This window comes from Arthrobacter sp. Soc17.1.1.1 (assembly GCF_036867195.1).
In the GTDB taxonomy this organism is placed as follows: Bacteria; Actinomycetota; Actinomycetes; order Actinomycetales; family Micrococcaceae; genus Arthrobacter_D.
This window is the reverse complement of sequence record NZ_JBAJII010000001.1, coordinates 3,059,635-3,074,436: the sequence shown is the minus strand read 5'-3', so window position 1 is coordinate 3,074,436 and position 14,802 is coordinate 3,059,635. Positions and strand designations below refer to the sequence as shown.

Sequence of the window (14,802 nt, the reverse complement as noted above, 5' to 3'; positions counted from 1 at the left end):
CGTCAGCTGTACGTGGGGAGCCGGTCCTGTCCGGGGACCTCGTGGCAGCCTGTCAGGCTGTCGGTGCGTATCAGGTCGTCGTAGCCTGCCAGGGCGAGCAACTCGTCCGTGATGGTCTCTCGCGTACCGGCGGACTGCAGGATGTGGAACGACGGGTAGGCCGGCAGGCGCCGGTAGGCGGCCTGCAGCGCCGCGAGACCCGAGCGGGTCTCGCGGTCCGTGGCGCGCCGGTGTACCCGTTCGAGGGCGACGTCGACCGGGAGCTCGAAGTGCACGACGACGTCGGGAGCCGGCAGGACACGCCGAAGCCACGGCACGAGGACGCCGTGCGGAAGGCCTTGTGTCTCCCGCAGTGCGAGCTGGCAGTCCAGTCCGCGATCGAGGATGGCGACGCCGTCGAACCGGGCCAGCCGCACCTCGTTCACGAGGACGTTGGCCACGCGGGTGACCGTCTCCAGGAGGTCCTGGACGCGGGGTCCGGGCGCCCAGTGCAGGGCGTACCACCAGCCGCTCATGGTCCTCCGGCCGGCAGGGTTCTTCAGCACGAGTGCTGTGCCGCCGCGAGCCGTGATGGCGGCTGCGAAATCGCGCGCTGCCGTGCTCTTGCCGGAGCCGTCGATGCCGGTCAGGAGGATACGCACGGGGTGGACCTTTCGAGGAGGGGTACCCCGTTCCAACGGGGCGGACCGATGGCTCGTTCCCCGGCCGGTCGATGTCCCGCGTCCGGCGGTAGTGTCGGGTTGCACGAACTCAGCGGACGGAGCATAGAGCCATGCCGACCACGATCATCACGGCTGCGGCCGTCATCGGCTGTCTTCTGACCGCGGGTGTCTATGTCGCCTTCGCCGTGATGGTGATACCGGCGCTGACCCCGGACCCGCGGGCCGGCACGACGGTCATGCGTGAGATCAACCGCTGGGCGGTACGTCCGCCCTTCATGGCTCTCTTCTTCGGCACCGCGATCCTCTGCGTCGTTGCGTTGGTGCTCGGCGTCCTCGGGCGCGAGCCTCTTGTGGGTCTGGGAGCTGCGGGCTATCTCGTGGGCGTGGTCATCACCGTTGTCGGCAACGTCCCCCTGAACGACGCACTTGCTCGTGCGGGGTCCGGCGGCTCGGGCGACACTGGTGACTCTGGTGGCTCGGGAGGCTCGGGAGGCTCGGGTGGTTCCGGTGGTTCGGGTGGCTCGGGTGGCTCGGGTGGCTCGGGTGGTTCGGGTGGTTCGGGTGGTTCGGGTGGTTCGGGTGGTTCGGGTGGTTCGGGTGGTTCGGGTGGTTCGGGCCGCTCGGGTGGCCCGGGTGTCTCTGGTGGCTCGGGTGGTTCGGGCGCTTCCGACGAGGACGCTGCGTGGGCCGTGTTCGTCGGCCCGTGGTCGAGGCTGAACCTGGCGCGTGCGGTCGTGTCGGCGCTGGGCGGCGCCCTCCTGCTGGTGCACCTGCTGGCTTGAGGGGCGTCGGCGCCGTCCGGTTCGGGGGGTACGGGAGTGCGGTTACCGGTCCGCCATCGGGCTGACCGGCGGCACGTGGTTGCTCGGCCTGTTCGTCAGCAGGGGTCGGCCCACAACGGCTTGTCACTGTGCGGTATGCACGGTGCGGTATGCACGGCTCGGCACTCACCGCTTGGTGCAGGGTGCGGTATGCACGGCTCGGCACTCACCGCTTGGTGCAGGGTGCGGTATTCACGGTATTCACGATGTTCCGGTCGCGGCGCTGTACTCAGGCACGGTACTCACAGCGCGCTGGTCACTGCTCAGTGCGAATCTGCCGCTGGTCACTGTCCAGCGCGATGCTGCCGCCGGTCAGATGGTCCTGGCATCAGAAAGCGCAGCGAGCAGTTCCTGTTCCTCACTCCTCGTCAGGCCGGCCTTCCGGTCGCGCTCGAGCCCGCGGGCGCTTTCGTCGTCCAGCGTGTCCCGGAGTGTCTCGCTCAGGTCCCTGAGTTCACCGCCCGCTGCACGGAACGCCGCGTTGCTGCGTCGGCAGAACCCCGTGAACTCGTCCGGGAGCCACAGTGGCAGTGACCTCGGACCGGACCAGTAGGCGACGCCCTGTTCGACCAGCCATGCGGGTGACGCCTCCACCACTGCGCCCGCGTGGCCCGTGACGGAGCGTGCCCGCGCGATGACCTCGTCGAAGCCATGCACGTCACCGACCGCGTTGATGACACCTACGGTTCCCGCCAGACCTGCGCTGATGGTCCAGGCAGCGAGATCGCGTACATCGATGACCTGGACGTACCGGTGGGAGAGTGTCGGTGCGAGGACGTCTTCGTCGCCGGCGAGCGCACACCGCGAGACCCAGTAGCCGAACCTGTCACTGCCGTCACCGGGTCCTGCGATGAGGCCGGCACGGACGGTGAGGAGACGGTCCCCGAGCACGTCTGCACTCGCTCGTTCGCAGAGCACCTTGGCTGAGGCGTAATCGTCGCCTGTCGTGTCGGCCGCGACGTCGACCAGTGCCGCGGTCTCGTCCGCACCCGGTTCGGCATGCGAAGCGTAGACGGAGCAGGAGGAGATCAGCGTCCAGTGGGCTGCCCGTCGGGCCAGGGCTGCGAGCGCACCGGTGACGTGGTCCATGTCCCACGAGATCTCGATGACCTCGTCCCAGTCGGTGTCGCTGACGGCGTCGTACGCGCGGGGAGCCGAGCGGTCGGCGGCGACAAGCTCGGCACCGGGTGGAGGGGGTCCTTGCGTACCTCGGGCGAGGCAGGTGACGTCGTGACCGGCGGCGACCAGCTGCGCGGCCACTTCCCGGCCGAGCCATGCGGTACCACCGAGGATCAGGATGCGACTCATGCCCCCACTCAACAGGACCGGATTCTCCCTGTCACCGTTCCTGCTGCGCCGCCTCCACGGTGTCTGGCGCCTCAGCGGTGCCGGCGGCTCCCGGCGGATTCGCCGATTCGACCACGCGGGCTGCCAGCAGGCGGGCCTCGCGTAGCCGCTCCGGAGGGCAGGTCCCGACGGGAGGCATCGAGAACGCGACGTCGCCGTCGTCGTGCCGGGAGACGCACTTCCCGCCGCTGCGATGCACGCAGGGAAGTGCGAGTACGACGCCGCCGGCGGCGATCAGGAGGAGGGGATAGCCCCGGGCGCCAGAGACCTGGGCGAGGATCCCGAGGGAGATGCCGAGTATGCCGAGCAGGACAAGAAACCTGGTATTCATCACACGTCCGTCGTCGTTGACTGATTGTGGTGGCACCGATAGTACTCCCCGCAGTACGGGACGCCCCAGCTGCCCGGCCCTATCACCTCGCAGCAGGACGCGGGTGGAGTGTGGCCGTGGTCAGTTCCGCGGGTGGGGTCGGGTCGGGTGGGGTCGGGTCGGGTCGGGTCAGGTCGGGTCAGGTCAGGATGCGCTGGTAGAGCAGGTGGTCCTGCCAGGCGCCCGCGATCCGAAGGTACGACGGCGCCAGGCCGATCACGGTGAAGCCGGCCCGGTCCAGGACGGCTCTCGAGGGCGCATTCCGGGGCAGGACCGATGCCTGGACGCGGTGCAGCCCGAGCTCGTCGCGTGCGTGCAGCAGCGCTGCCCTGAGTGCGCCCGAGCACACGCCCTGGCCCTGGAGCCGGGCGTCGACCCAGTAGCCGACGTGCGCACTGAGGAAGGGCCCGCGCACGATTCCGGTGAGGGTGATGGCGCCGACGATGCGCTCCTCCGTCGTCATCACCCACGGAACCTCGGTACCGGACGCCAGGCCTGCGACATGGGTGCTGATCTGCTCCGACTGTCCTGCCGGGGTGAAGAAGGCGTCGTCGCGGGACGGCTCCCACGGCGCGAGGTGTTCGCGGTTGTCGCGGTAGGCCCGAGCGAGTGCGGTCGAATCGGTTGTGGCGAGCAGACGCATGCGTACCGGAGATGGCAGGGTGGGAGGCAACACCTGCGCAACAGTAGTGGACGTACGCCGAGCTGGTCCGGAAGGTGCGGAGGGGCCACGGGGGAAGAGGAACGATGGACGGTACGTGCACCATCAGGAGAGCGACACCTGCCGATGCGGCAGCCTTTGCCCGTTCGCAGATCGATGCATGGCGCGCTGCGTACGATGGCATCCTTCCGGCGGAGTTCCTCGCTGCCCTGGATCATGACCGGATGACGGCACGGTGGGAGCGCAGCCTCGCCTCGCCGGGCGAGGGGGTGTCGCAGCTCGTCCTCTGCATCGACGGGCAGGTGGTCGGCTGGTCGGGATTCGGGGCCCCGCGGGACGAGGTCGGCGACGGCGTGGGAGAGATCCACGCCATCAACCTGAGCCCTGCCTACTGGTCGCGTGGTCTCGGGTCGCTCCTCTTTGCACAGTCGGTCCGTGAACTGGCCGCGATGGGCTACCGCGAGGCGTACCTGTGGGTCGCGGACGGTAATGCGCGTGCCGTGGCCTTCTACGAACGGCACGGGTGGCATGTCGACGGCGTGACCCAGGACGACGCCGGCTTCACTCCGCCATTGCGCGAACTCCGGGTGGTATGTCCCGTCCTCACGCCCAGCTGAGCTGCCGGGCCTCCCTCCTGGTGGCCCGTTGTGCTCGCGGGACACTTCCGGCCTGATGCGTCCACTGGCACACTGTCTCCATGGCAGGAGTGCCCGACACCCGGGTGGACGACTACATCGCAGCCCTACCGCGCTGGCAGCAGGACATCTGCCACACGGTCCGTCGTCTCGTGCACGAGGCGGATCCCGAGGTGCAGGAGACGATCAAGCGCACCCGGCAGCCCTACTTCGTCCTCGACGGCAACGTGTGTGCGCTGCTTGCCACGAAGGACCACGTCAACGTGTTCCTGTACGACGGCGGGCTGGCACCCGATCCGCACGGCATCATCACAGGTGGTACCTCCAACTCCACGGGGCGGACGGTCGCGCTCTACGAGGACGGGCCGTTGGACGAGGATGCACTGCGGGAGATGTTCAGGGCCATCATCGCGGACAACCGTGCAGGCGGCTGGCGCAACATCAAGAAGCGTGCAAGCCTAGGCGAATGAGCCCGATCCAGGACGTCGTCATGCCTGCGGGCACCCTTTCCGCCTATGTGGTCCGTCCGGCCGGGCCTGTGCGGGGCGGGCTCGTCCTGATCCACGAGGTATGGGGGCTCGTCAGCCATACCCGCGACGTCGCGGACCGGTTCGCGCGGGAAGGGTATGTCGTCGTCGCACCCGATCTGCTCGCCGACCAGGGCATCACCGAGGAGAACACTGCAGGAATCGGTGAGGCGATCGCGAGCCCGGACGAGGCAGTGCGCAACGAGGCGCAACCGAAGCTCAGGGCACTCCTTGCACCCTTGCGGAATCCCGAGTTCGGGGCGCTCACCACGGAGCGGGTCCGGGCGTGCTTCGAGTTCCTGTACGACGATACCGACGTCGCAGGGCGTGTCGGCATCACCGGTTTCTGCTTCGGTGGAACCTACAGCTTCTCCCTGGCCGTCGAAGAACCACGTCTGATGGCATGCGTGCCCTTCTACGGTCAGGCGTCGTTCTCGGACGAGGAACTGGCGCGCATCAAGGCACCCGTCCTGGCCTTCTACGGTCAGGACGACAAGCCCCTCATCGCGGCGCTGCCGGCGCTCGAAGCAGCAATGGACGTCGCAGGTGTCGATTTCACGCCCAGGGTCTATCAGGGTGCCGGTCACGCCTTCTTCAACGACTCCAATCGCTTCGCGTATCGCCCGGAGGCCGCTGAAGACGCATGGAACTTGACCCTGGAGTTCCTCGCCCGACATGTCGTCTGAGCCGTCTGAGCCGTCTGAGCCGTCTGAGCCGTCTGAGCCGTCTGAGCCGTCTGAGCCGTCTGAGCCGTCTGAGCCGTCTGAGCCGTCTGAGCCATCTTGGGTGCCCGGGTTGCCTAGGTCGGAGGTGCCTGTGGTGTCGCACGCGTCGATTGAGCAGGCTGGATCGCCCGGGTTGCCTGGGCCGGATGCGCCTGTTGCGTCGCGGGCGTCGATCGAGCAGGCCGGATCGCCTGCCCACGAATCTGCCGCCTTCGTAGCACCGGCATCATCCGGATCGTCGTCATCCAGATCGGTATCATCCGGATCGTCCGAGGCACCCGGCCCACTACCGTCAGCGCCTGCCGGCAGACCTCCTCATGTCACGCCCACCTACCTGCTGTTGGTGTTCATCGGCGGGATGAGCGGAACCCTTGCCCGGTTCGGTCTCGCCGGGGCACTCCCTACTCCCGCAGGCCTGCCGCTCGGGATCTTCCTGATCAACATCGCCGGCGCCTTCGCACTCGGACTTCTGCTCGAGGCTCTTGCGCAGCACGGTCCCGACGAAGGACGCCGACGAGCGATCCGCCTGCTCCTCGGCACGGGCTTCCTCGGTGGCTTCACCACCTACAGCGCCCTTGCTGTCGACTCCGCCCTCCTTCTCGATTCCGGCAGGGTGGTTGAGGGAATCGCCTATCTCGCAGGATCCGCCCTCCTGGGCCTCGTCGTGGCGGCGGCAGGGATCGCGGTGGGTGCACGGACTCGCCGTGGTCCTTCAGCTGATGAGGGGTCGGGGCCGGAACCGGGTGCGGCACCTCGTCAGGGGCCCGGCCCGGACGCGTCGACGGGGATGACGTCGTGAGCGTGTTCGACGTCCTCGTGCTCGGCGCCGCCGGAGGACTCGGGGCGGTCGCCCGATTCATGCTCGACGGCGTCATCAGGGCGTCGGTCCGAGGCACGGCCCCGATCGGCACGATGGCCGTCAATGTCAGTGGTTCGCTGTTGCTCGGGCTGCTGACCGGGCTGGTCCTTGCGTCCGCGCTTCCGCCCTCGTGGTTGGTGATCGGCGGCACGGGTTTCCTCGGCGGATACACCACCTTCAGCACGGCCAGCAGCGAGACGGTGCGACTGATCCAGGCGGGTCACACGAAAGCGGCAATCATGTCAGGGATCGGAACGGCGGTCGCGGCGCTTGCGGCAGCAGCCCTCGGCCTCGTGACCGGGTTCCTGGTGGCCTGACCGGGTCCGTCCTGAGGGCCTGCTGCCTACGCACACCCAGCGAACCTGCACCCGGTGCCCCAGGCTAGCCCCGCCACCCGCGGCCCCAGGCCTGGTGACTTAACCCGGTGAGCTCTAGCCCGGTGAGCTCAAGCAAGACGCCTCTCGAACCGGTGATGCGTAGCTGTGGCGCTCGATCGCGAGTGACTCAACCAGGCTTGTCCAGTTCGTGTCCCAACCCCCGGGAGGCAATGCCCGGAGGAGCCAGGACATGACCCGGCGTACCATCGATCTCGCTCTGAACCGCGACTCCTGCTTGCCAGTAGAGGTTCCTCCGCGGGTTGCCGGTCCGTCTCCGACCGACGGGCGCGCTGAACCATGGGATACCACGACGGAGTTCGACCGTCCACGCATCGTGATGGAGGAGGTGATGGTGTCGGGAGCAGAGCAGCACACCGTTGTCGATGCTCGTCGAACCGCCCCGCGACCACGGCGCGAGGTGGTGTGCCTCGCACCCGCTGGCCGGGATGGGACAGTCCGGGAAGGCACAGCCCTTGTCCCTGGCCACCAGCGCCCTCCGAAGGTGCGGTGGGAACAACCGCTGTGCACGTCCGAGGTCCAGGATCTGCCCCGCACCACCGAGGACCAGCGGGATGATGTCGGCATCACAGGCGATCCTCCGGATGCTCCGTGCATCGATCTGCTCCGAGAAGACGGCATCACCGGGCCGCGCGGTCTCGCCGACCAGGTCCTCGTAACCGATGGTCACCATCACCTGCGGACGATGCCCGCCCGTTGCAGGCAGGCCGCCCGTTGCCAGGGCGATACCGCACGCCGAGACAAGACCCTCGAGGAGTTGCTGCGCGCGGGTCGGGCCTCCGTGATCCGCGGATGAGCCGGATGAGCCGGATGAGCCGGATGAGCCGGATGAGCCGGACGAGCCGGGTGAGCCGGACGAGCCGGGTGAGCCGGACGCCGCCTGGCCTGCCCCGTGCGGTGGTCCGCCCTCGATCGGATCCTCACCGGGTCCGGTGGATGCCCGCGGGTTGGCGGCTGCGTTCATGACGGTCGCGAGTTGTTCGAACTGCTCTTCCGTGGCGCCGATCTCCAGGACGTTCAGCCCGCCACGCCGGCCCTTGAGGAAGACGCCCTGCCGTGCGCGGAGCACCTTCTCCGTTGGTTCCTGCCCGTCCTGCTCGAGCACCGCCTCCCAGCGGCGCGCGAGGACACGGAGGATGTCCTCGTCGGACTCCATGGCCTGCCTCGTCAGATGATGTTCCATGGATTCCAGCTGCTCCGGCGTTGCGACGCACTGCACCCGTTCGAGGGCCTGTGCGACGACGGATGCCGCCCGGCCGCTGACGACGAAGGAACCCACGGCTTCCCCGAGTGCCGCCAGCGAGGGAGGGATCGGATTCCCGGTCGGCGACATGCCCGGCAGCACGACGGCGGCCAGCGTGAGCCGTCGCTTCGCCTCGATGCGGCTGATGCCCAGTGTCTCCCTCAGGAAGTCCGCACAGTTCCTGAAGCCGTGGCCGGTATCGGCGGACGAGGCGGTCGCGGGATCCTCCGGTGAGACAGCTCCCTCGGAACCGGGTGCGGTGGGACCGACCTCGGGCCCGAAGGCGAGGCCGTGCTGATCCGCGACGCGCGCGGCGAGGACCTGGAGGTGGTCGATGACCTTCGACACCTGCTCCACCTCGAGGACGAACCGGAGGGCGTCCTGCCGCGACAGGAGGTGGTGGTACTGGGCCAACCCGAGTGCGCAGTCGCTCAGGAGGGAGTGAGCCTCGTCCAGGGAGGACCCCGGCTCGGAGTAACGCTTGATCGGTGTGACGGGCATGACACGATCGTATCGAACATGTGTTCTATTAATCATGGCCGAGCTGCCGGTGTGGAGGGGTAGTGGGGGGCTCGATCTCCACAGGGGCCGAGGCTCAGGGCCTGGCGATCACCAGGTGCCGGACGCCGTCGATGGTGAGGACCTGCCGGTCGCCCTGATCGGTGAGGCAGAGCAGTACGGCCGTGCAGGTCGGGCACCGCAACACCATGCCCGGCGCTTTCGTGTACAGGAGCGCGGCTGCCAGGGGGCCGGATGACCCGCACCCCGCACACATGCACTCGGCACTCGTGAGGTCGGAGACGAACTGGTCGAGGGCACCGGCGAGGGCATTGCCGTCGAGGTGGTCCTGATCGAGGGGGTACTGCTCCGTGCTGTCCATTGGGATCCTTCCTATCCGCCGTACCGCTCCGTGCGGATACGCGCGGGGTCGTGCCCGTCCTCGACGAGCCACGCTGCGACCGCCTCGACGAAGCCCGTCGAGCCGCAGATGTAGACGACCGGCGCATCGTCCGGGGGGAAGCAGGACGCAGTGACGGCCTCGTGCGTGAGGCGTCCGGCCGGCCGGCCGTCGGGTGCTTCGCGGGAGTAGGCGATGTCGACGGTGACCTGCGGGTCCTCCTGCCCGACGACGTCGAGCTCGCCCCGGTAGAACACGTGGTCGGGGCTGCGGACCGAATAGAGCAGCCGCGCGGGTACGTCCGAGCTCGCCTCCGAGTGCGACCGGAGCATCGCCATGAGCGGGACCACGCCCGACCCTCCGGCGATCAGTTGCAGTGGACCGGCGAGCTCCGGTGTCCACGTGAACCAGCCGCCCACCGGGCCCCGGACCTCCAGGTGGTCACCCACGGACAGGACGCCGACGAGGAAGGGGGAGACCTCGCCGTCGTCGAGCTCCTCGACCGTCAGCTCCAGTTCGCGCGGCGGCACCCATGCCGCCACCGAATAGGATCGCACGGCCTGGTAGCCGTCCTCCGCGGTGAGTCTCAGGTCCACGTGCTGACCCGGCACACCCGTCACCACGTCGGGGAAGCGGAGCCTCAGCGTCCGTGCCCGGGCTGTCTCGGGACGCGCCGCGCTGACTTCGACGGTCTGCCACGACCGCCTCACCAGTAGCGTTCCTCGCGCCACGGATCGCCGTACATGTTGTAGCCGTTGGTCTCCCAGAAGCCGGGCAGGTCCTGGTCCATCAGGCGGATGCCGTTGACCCACTTCGCGCTCTTCCAGAAGTACAGGTGCGGCACCAGGAGTCTCGCCGGGCCGCCGTGTGCCGGCGTGAGGGGTTTGCCGTCGAACTCGTGGACGATCCACGCCTTGCCGTCGAGGAGGTCGTCGAGCGGGACGTTCGTCGTGTACCCGCCGTAGGAGTGGACCATCGTGTAGTCGGCGTCGGACTCGACGTCCTCGAACAGGGTGTCGAGGGAGACTCCCCGCCAGGTGGTCCCGAACTTGGACCAGTGCGTCACGCAGTGGATGTCCGTGGCGACGTCCTCCTGCGGCAGGGCCTGCAGCTGCACCCAGTTCCACAGGTGGCTCTGGCCCGGACCGGCATCGATGCGGAAGGACCAGTCGGCCAGGAGGACGTGGGGGGTGGGACCTGCGGACAGGACGGGGAAACTGTCGGTGAGGTACTGGCCCGGCGGCAGGTTCGCGTCCCGGTTCTGCCGTCTGCCGGTGAAGCCTGAGGTAGGTATGGCCATGCGGTACTCCCGCCAGGGTTGGGCGCGCCGGTTCGATGGTACGAAAACGTAGTGCAACCGCTCCGCGCTGTCCAGAGCGGCACGACGGTCCCTCTGCCTCGCGACTAGGGTGGAAGAGTGCCCAAGGAAACCTTCGATCTGCGTGCGATCGCGGTGGGAGCCTACGGCCCGTCGCTGCTGTACGGGGTCTCCACCGGTGCCATCCTGCCCGTCATCGCCCTGACCGCACGCGACCTCGGTGCCGATGTGGCCACCGCAGCATTGATCATCACCCTGTCCGGTATCGGCTCGCTCGTCACCAACGTCCCCGCCACCCTGATCGCCACGCGCTTCGGCGAGCGGAAAGCACTCGTGGGGGCGGCGCTGTGGTGTGCGGCGGCGATGTTCCTGGCCCTCGCCGCCCCCACCCTCCCGGTGTTCGCCGCGGCCGTCTTCATGGTGGGCATGGCGGGAGCGGTGTTCAGCCTCGCGCGCCAGAGCTACCTGACCGAGGCGGTACCCCGGCACTTCAGGGCCCGCGCCCTGTCGACGCTCGGCGGCGTCACGCGCATCGGCGTCTTCGTGGGTCCCTTCGCGGCGGCCCTCGCCATGAGCGGGCTCGGGCTCGACGGCGCCTACTGGGTGGGGGGTGCCGCCAGCCTGGTCGCCGCCGCCCTGAGCTGGCGGGTCCCCGAACTCGAGGCCTCCGGCCGCACGGCGGGCGGGGGCCGGTCGGTCGCGGATGGTCCGGTACCGGCCCTGACGCCGACCGTGCGGTCGATCATGCGCAGCCACACGCGCGTCTTCGTCACCGTGGGCATCGGGGTGCTGCTCATCGCCGCGGTGCGCGCCACCCGCCAGGCGGTGCTGCCCCTGTGGGCGGAGGACATCGGGTTGGACGCCTCCTCGACCGCCCTGATCTACGGGCTCTCCGGAGCCATCGACATGCTGATTTTCTACCCGTCCGGCAAGGTCATGGACGTCAAGGGCCGCCGCTGGATCGCGGTGCCGTGCATGCTCATCATGGGCACCGCCCTCGCCCTGCTGCCCTTCACGGACGACGCCGTGGGGCTGCTCCTGGTCGCGCTGCTCATCGGCTTCGGCAACGGGATCGGCTCGGGCATCGTGATGACGCTCGGCGCAGACCTGTCGCCGTCCCCCGGACGCCCGCAGTTCCTCGGGATCTGGCGGCTGCTCACCGACACGGGGAACATGGGCGGACCGGCGCTCCTCGCACTCGTGACGGCACTGGCCACGCTCTCGGCGGGCATCTGGGCGACGGCGGTGCTCGGCTTCCTCGGCGCGGCGGTCCTCTGGTACTGGATCCCGCGCGCTGCGCCCGGATCGGCGGAGCCGGCGGTGACCAACAGCTGACGACGTCGATGACGGCGTGCGTGACGCCGTCGGCCCCGGCCGCAGCCACCAGCGTGTCCGGCGCGCTCAGGGGAGCGGGTGTCCCACGACGGCAACCATCGGACGTGGCACCCCGCACGGTGATGGGGCGCGAACCAGGCTCCCGGAGGACCCGGACGGTGACCTCAGCGGCGCCCGCGACGCACGATCGCCCGGACGCCCAGGACAGCCCCCGCCGCCGCAGCGACCCACGGCCCGGCCACGACGACCGGGTCGATCCACTGGTGGTTGACGTCCACGCGCTTCTTGCCCAGGCGCGACGCCACGCCGTGCCTGCGGCCCTCGGACAGCACGCCCGTCTCGGTGATCGGGTTGTCCGGGCGCGACGAGGCGAAGGAGGCGGCGTGCGCACCCCAGGCGTCCACACGGTCGCCGAGCAACAGCAGCAGCCAGTGCGCCGCACGCCCTTCGCTGTAGCGGTAGGCGTAGCGCCTGATGCTTCCGGAGACGCCGTGCAGCGGGGAGCTCGTGCCGAAGGCGGGCGTCAGCTGACCGTGTTCGATCGACCGCTCACGCCCCTCCCGGCCGGGCTGCTCCTCGGGGTAGTCCCAGTGGGCCCCCGTACTGCCGGGGTCGTAGACCTCGCGGGGATACGAGGGGCGGTCCTTCCGGTCGAGGTCCACACCCCAGCCGGGGATCCGCGCGCGGAGCGCCTCGGCGGTGGGGATGTCCCTGGGCTTGTTCGCGACGTAGGGCGTCGAAGGCCCGGATGCGGCCATGGTGGTCTCCTAACTGGGATTCGCGATGACGAGGGTCTTGATGCAGTTGTCGAGCTTCGCGGAGAACATGTGGTACCCCTCGGCGATGTCCTCCAGGGGGATGCGGTGCGTCACGATGTCGTTCGGCTTCAGGTACCCGTTCTGGATGTGCTCGAAGAGGCGGGGCCACTGCCGTTTGACGGGCGTCTGGTTCATGCGGAGCGTCAGTCCCTTGTTCATGGCATCGCCGAATTTGACGGCGCTGAAGATGGGGCCGTAGGCGCCGACGACGGACACCGTCCCGCCCTTGCGCACGGAGTCGATGGCCCAGTTCAGGGCGATGGGTGAGCCTCCCTGGAGCTTCAGCTTGGTACCGGTGACCTGCTGGAGGAAGTTGCCGTCAGCCTCCGCGCCGACGGCATCGATCACCACGTCGGCGCCGAGGAAGTCGGTGGTCCTCTTCATCTCGACCACGATGTCGTCGTACTCGGCGAAGTTGTAGGTCTCCGCATGGGCGAACGTGCGCGCCTTCTCGAGCCGGTACTCGAGGTGGTCGACGACGATCACCCTGCCCGCCCCCATGAGCCAGGAGGATTTCGCGGCGTAGAGCCCCACGGGGCCGGCACCGAACACCACCACGGTGTCGCCCTCGGCGATGCTGCCGAGCTGCGCACCGAAGTACCCGGTGGCCAGGGCGTCGGTGAGCAGGACGGCGTCCTCGCTGTCCATCCACTCGGGGATGATCGCGGGGCCGACGTCGGCGAACGGCACGCGCACGAATTCGGCCTGCGCACCGTCGTACCCGCCGGTGGTGTGCGAGTAGCCGTAGATGCCGCCCACCGCCGTCGCGTTGGGATTCACGTTGTGGCAGTTCGAGTACAGGCCACGCGCACAGAAGTAGCAGGACCCGCAGTAGACGTTGAAGGGCACCATCACGCGGTCGCCGCGCTTGAGGTTCCGGACGGACGGCCCCACCTCCTCCACCACACCGATGAACTCGTGGCCGAAGGTGTGGCCGATCCGCGTGTCCGGCATCATGCCGTGGTAGAGGTGCAGGTCCGAGCCGCAGATCGCCGCTGTCGTGACCCGGACGACGGCGTCGTTCGGGTGCTCGATCTTCGGCATGGGTTTCTCCTCGACCCTGACCTTGTAGGGCCCGCGGTACACCATCGCTTTCATCGCCCGCCTCCTTGATCGCTGGTCCGGCAAGCGTTGCATTCCCGCATCGGCGCTTCAACGGGCAGTCGCAGGCGGAAAGGGCGTGCGCAGGGGCCCCGGCGGTGCTAGCGTCGGTGCGGCTGCTCCGTCCGCCCGGCCTGCGCCGCGAAGAGCCAGCCTGCGGCGGCTGCCAGGGTGAACCCGACGCCGACGATCCACATCAGTCCCCACCAGAAGAACAGCGGCACATTCGCCGTCCCGGGATCGGGCGCCGGACCGATGGCCTGGACGGAGAGATAGAGCACCCCGGACACGACGAGCCCTCCGAGTCCCAGCACCCAGCACAGCACCAGCCAGGCACGCGACGACGCCCAGTACGCGCCGAAGCCGTCCCAGTTGTTCCAGTTCTCACCCGTCCTCATAACGACGAGGCCGCCGAGGAGCGTCCACGTGCCGACCACGAGGAGGGCCGCGACGACGTCCGCCGGCCGGTGCCAGAGATTGATGAAGGTCGCGGCCCCCGCGAGGACGGAGTAGGCGCCACCCAGCGCGGCCGCCGCAGGTCGCCAGCGGGGCGTCGCAATGACGAAGACCGCGGCTGCGGCAGAGGCCGCGAGCGTCGTATGCCCCGACGGTAATGAATTGAAGTCGAGCGTCGCGACGCCGCGGTCCGGTCGGTCGAAGACCACGTTCTTGAGGAGCTGCGTGGTGAGGTTCGATGCCACGACGACCGCGACGGCCATCGCAGCGGCGCCGTACCGCCTCCGATGGACGGCGACGAAGAGGATGGCCGCGGCCGCGAGGACCACGGAGATGGCGGGCAGGGTGTCGAGGAACCGCAGGAACGGCAGCTGCGTGTCGGGCGCCGCCACACCGGCCTCCCGCCAGGCGGATTCGTCCGCGAACTGGCCGGTGGTGGTGCGGACGAACGCCCAGTACGTCCACCCGAGCGCCACTGCGCAGGCCACGGCGGCCAGGACGAACAGCAGCGGCGAACGCGCTGCCCGGTCCGGTCCCGTGGTGGTTCGTTGCGACGACATCGCCTCCATGCTGTCACAGGATCCTCACCGCCCCCTGACCCCTCGCCGACCGCACGCCGGCTGCACGCCCG

18 protein-coding genes are annotated in these 14,802 nt (G+C 69.0%); 7 read left to right on the top strand and 11 right to left on the bottom strand.

Annotated elements, in window-relative coordinates; all coding sequences use genetic code 11:
* Positions 1-2: 2 nt before the first annotated feature.
* On the bottom strand, positions 3-641 hold the full coding sequence (locus V6S67_RS14215; protein WP_334210844.1) for a dTMP kinase: 639 nt from the start codon (positions 639-641) through the stop codon (positions 3-5).
* Between the two features lie 131 nt (positions 642-772).
* On the opposite strand from V6S67_RS14215, the gene V6S67_RS14210 reads away from it, so the two are divergent.
* Positions 773-1,444 carry an anthrone oxygenase family protein gene (locus tag V6S67_RS14210; protein ID WP_334210843.1) on the top strand — a complete coding sequence of 224 codons (672 nt, stop codon included), beginning with the start codon at positions 773-775 and terminating at the stop codon, positions 1,442-1,444.
* Positions 1,445-1,795: 351 nt separating this feature from the next.
* Here V6S67_RS14210 and V6S67_RS14205 read toward each other — a convergent pair whose 3' ends face one another.
* The 3 genes from V6S67_RS14205 to V6S67_RS14195 form a co-directional block, all read right to left on the bottom strand.
* On the bottom strand, positions 1,796-2,791 hold the full coding sequence (locus tag V6S67_RS14205) for an NAD-dependent epimerase/dehydratase family protein (protein WP_334210842.1): 996 nt from the start codon (positions 2,789-2,791) through the stop codon (positions 1,796-1,798).
* 31 nt (positions 2,792-2,822) lie between these two features.
* The gene (locus V6S67_RS14200; RefSeq protein WP_334210841.1) at positions 2,823-3,161 is read right to left on the bottom strand and encodes a hypothetical protein; all 339 of its coding nucleotides are present in this window, start codon (positions 3,159-3,161) and stop codon (positions 2,823-2,825) included.
* A 178-nt stretch (positions 3,162-3,339) separates the two neighbouring features.
* The gene (locus tag V6S67_RS14195; RefSeq protein WP_334210840.1) at positions 3,340-3,843 is read right to left on the bottom strand and encodes a GNAT family N-acetyltransferase; all 504 of its coding nucleotides are present in this window, start codon (positions 3,841-3,843) and stop codon (positions 3,340-3,342) included.
* 104 nt (positions 3,844-3,947) lie between these two features.
* Between V6S67_RS14195 and V6S67_RS14190 the strand changes: the two genes are divergently transcribed.
* The 5 genes from V6S67_RS14190 to crcB all read left to right on the top strand — a co-directional run bounded on the left by V6S67_RS14190 (position 3,948) and on the right by crcB (position 6,924).
* Entirely contained in the window at positions 3,948-4,478 is a 531-nt protein-coding gene (locus V6S67_RS14190; RefSeq protein WP_334210839.1) for a GNAT family N-acetyltransferase, read from the top strand.
* A gap of 80 nt (positions 4,479-4,558) precedes the next feature.
* Positions 4,559-4,966: a DUF1801 domain-containing protein gene (locus V6S67_RS14185; protein ID WP_334210838.1), complete on the top strand. Its 408-nt coding sequence runs from the start codon at positions 4,559-4,561 to the stop codon at positions 4,964-4,966.
* The gene (locus tag V6S67_RS14180) at positions 4,963-5,709 is read left to right on the top strand and encodes a dienelactone hydrolase family protein (protein ID WP_334210837.1); all 747 of its coding nucleotides are present in this window, start codon (positions 4,963-4,965) and stop codon (positions 5,707-5,709) included. The genes V6S67_RS14185 and V6S67_RS14180 overlap by 4 nt, the downstream gene beginning before the upstream one ends.
* Before the next feature lie 382 nt (positions 5,710-6,091).
* Positions 6,092-6,547 (top strand): CrcB family protein, encoded by a 456-nt coding sequence (locus V6S67_RS14175; protein ID WP_334210836.1) that lies wholly within the window; start codon positions 6,092-6,094, stop codon positions 6,545-6,547.
* Positions 6,544-6,924: a fluoride efflux transporter CrcB gene (gene crcB, locus V6S67_RS14170; protein WP_334210835.1), complete on the top strand. Its 381-nt coding sequence runs from the start codon at positions 6,544-6,546 to the stop codon at positions 6,922-6,924. The genes V6S67_RS14175 and crcB overlap by 4 nt, the downstream gene beginning before the upstream one ends.
* 187 nt (positions 6,925-7,111) lie before the next feature.
* Here the strand turns inward: crcB and V6S67_RS14165 are convergent, their stop codons facing one another.
* The 4 genes from V6S67_RS14165 to V6S67_RS14150 all read right to left on the bottom strand — a co-directional run bounded on the left by V6S67_RS14165 (position 7,112) and on the right by V6S67_RS14150 (position 10,443).
* Positions 7,112-8,746, bottom strand: a complete 1,635-nt coding sequence (locus V6S67_RS14165) for an HNH endonuclease signature motif containing protein (RefSeq protein ID WP_334210834.1) — start codon at positions 8,744-8,746, stop codon at positions 7,112-7,114.
* 94 nt (positions 8,747-8,840) lie between these two features.
* Entirely contained in the window at positions 8,841-9,125 is a 285-nt protein-coding gene (locus V6S67_RS14160) for a DUF6510 family protein (RefSeq protein ID WP_334210833.1), read from the bottom strand.
* 11 nt (positions 9,126-9,136) lie between these two features.
* Positions 9,137-9,853, bottom strand: a complete 717-nt coding sequence (locus tag V6S67_RS14155) for a ferredoxin reductase (protein WP_334210832.1) — start codon at positions 9,851-9,853, stop codon at positions 9,137-9,139.
* A complete protein-coding gene (locus tag V6S67_RS14150) occupies positions 9,850-10,443 on the bottom strand; it encodes a sulfite oxidase-like oxidoreductase (protein ID WP_334210831.1) in 594 nt (197 codons plus the stop codon). Before V6S67_RS14150 ends, V6S67_RS14155 begins: the two co-directional genes overlap by 4 nt.
* A 117-nt stretch (positions 10,444-10,560) precedes the next feature.
* Here V6S67_RS14150 and V6S67_RS14145 point away from each other — a divergent pair, with 117 nt between their 5' ends.
* On the top strand, positions 10,561-11,796 hold the full coding sequence (locus V6S67_RS14145; RefSeq protein WP_334210830.1) for an MFS transporter: 1,236 nt from the start codon (positions 10,561-10,563) through the stop codon (positions 11,794-11,796).
* 164 nt (positions 11,797-11,960) lie between these two features.
* Here V6S67_RS14145 and V6S67_RS14140 read toward each other — a convergent pair whose 3' ends face one another.
* The 3 genes from V6S67_RS14140 to V6S67_RS14130 all read right to left on the bottom strand — a co-directional run bounded on the left by V6S67_RS14140 (position 11,961) and on the right by V6S67_RS14130 (position 14,731).
* Entirely contained in the window at positions 11,961-12,554 is a 594-nt protein-coding gene (locus V6S67_RS14140) for a hypothetical protein (protein ID WP_334210829.1), read from the bottom strand.
* A 9-nt stretch (positions 12,555-12,563) separates the two neighbouring features.
* Positions 12,564-13,712, bottom strand: a complete 1,149-nt coding sequence (locus tag V6S67_RS14135; RefSeq protein WP_334210828.1) for a zinc-dependent alcohol dehydrogenase — start codon at positions 13,710-13,712, stop codon at positions 12,564-12,566.
* A gap of 104 nt (positions 13,713-13,816) precedes the next feature.
* Entirely contained in the window at positions 13,817-14,731 is a 915-nt protein-coding gene (locus V6S67_RS14130; RefSeq protein ID WP_334210827.1) for a phosphatase PAP2 family protein, read from the bottom strand.
* Positions 14,732-14,802: the final 71 nt, after the last annotated feature.

Excerpts from the sequence above, each read along its gene's own strand:
- V6S67_RS14210 (WP_334210843.1), top strand. The coding sequence starts at position 773 with ATGCCGACCACGATCATCACGGCTGCGGCCGTCATCGGCTGTCTTCTG.
- V6S67_RS14205 (WP_334210842.1), bottom strand. The coding sequence starts at position 2,791 with ATGAGTCGCATCCTGATCCTCGGTGGTACCGCATGGCTCGGCCGGGAA.
- V6S67_RS14200 (WP_334210841.1), bottom strand. The coding sequence starts at position 3,161 with ATGAATACCAGGTTTCTTGTCCTGCTCGGCATACTCGGCATCTCCCTC.
- V6S67_RS14195 (WP_334210840.1), bottom strand. The coding sequence starts at position 3,843 with ATGCGTCTGCTCGCCACAACCGATTCGACCGCACTCGCTCGGGCCTAC.
- V6S67_RS14190 (WP_334210839.1), top strand. The coding sequence starts at position 3,948 with ATGGACGGTACGTGCACCATCAGGAGAGCGACACCTGCCGATGCGGCA.
- V6S67_RS14185 (WP_334210838.1), top strand. The coding sequence starts at position 4,559 with ATGGCAGGAGTGCCCGACACCCGGGTGGACGACTACATCGCAGCCCTA.
- V6S67_RS14180 (WP_334210837.1), top strand. The coding sequence starts at position 4,963 with ATGAGCCCGATCCAGGACGTCGTCATGCCTGCGGGCACCCTTTCCGCC.
- V6S67_RS14165 (WP_334210834.1), bottom strand. The coding sequence starts at position 8,746 with ATGCCCGTCACACCGATCAAGCGTTACTCCGAGCCGGGGTCCTCCCTG.
- V6S67_RS14160 (WP_334210833.1), bottom strand. The coding sequence starts at position 9,125 with ATGGACAGCACGGAGCAGTACCCCCTCGATCAGGACCACCTCGACGGC.
- V6S67_RS14150 (WP_334210831.1), bottom strand. The coding sequence starts at position 10,443 with ATGGCCATACCTACCTCAGGCTTCACCGGCAGACGGCAGAACCGGGAC.
- V6S67_RS14140 (WP_334210829.1), bottom strand. The coding sequence starts at position 12,554 with ATGGCCGCATCCGGGCCTTCGACGCCCTACGTCGCGAACAAGCCCAGG.
- V6S67_RS14135 (WP_334210828.1), bottom strand. The coding sequence starts at position 13,712 with ATGAAAGCGATGGTGTACCGCGGGCCCTACAAGGTCAGGGTCGAGGAG.
- V6S67_RS14130 (WP_334210827.1), bottom strand. The coding sequence starts at position 14,731 with ATGTCGTCGCAACGAACCACCACGGGACCGGACCGGGCAGCGCGTTCG.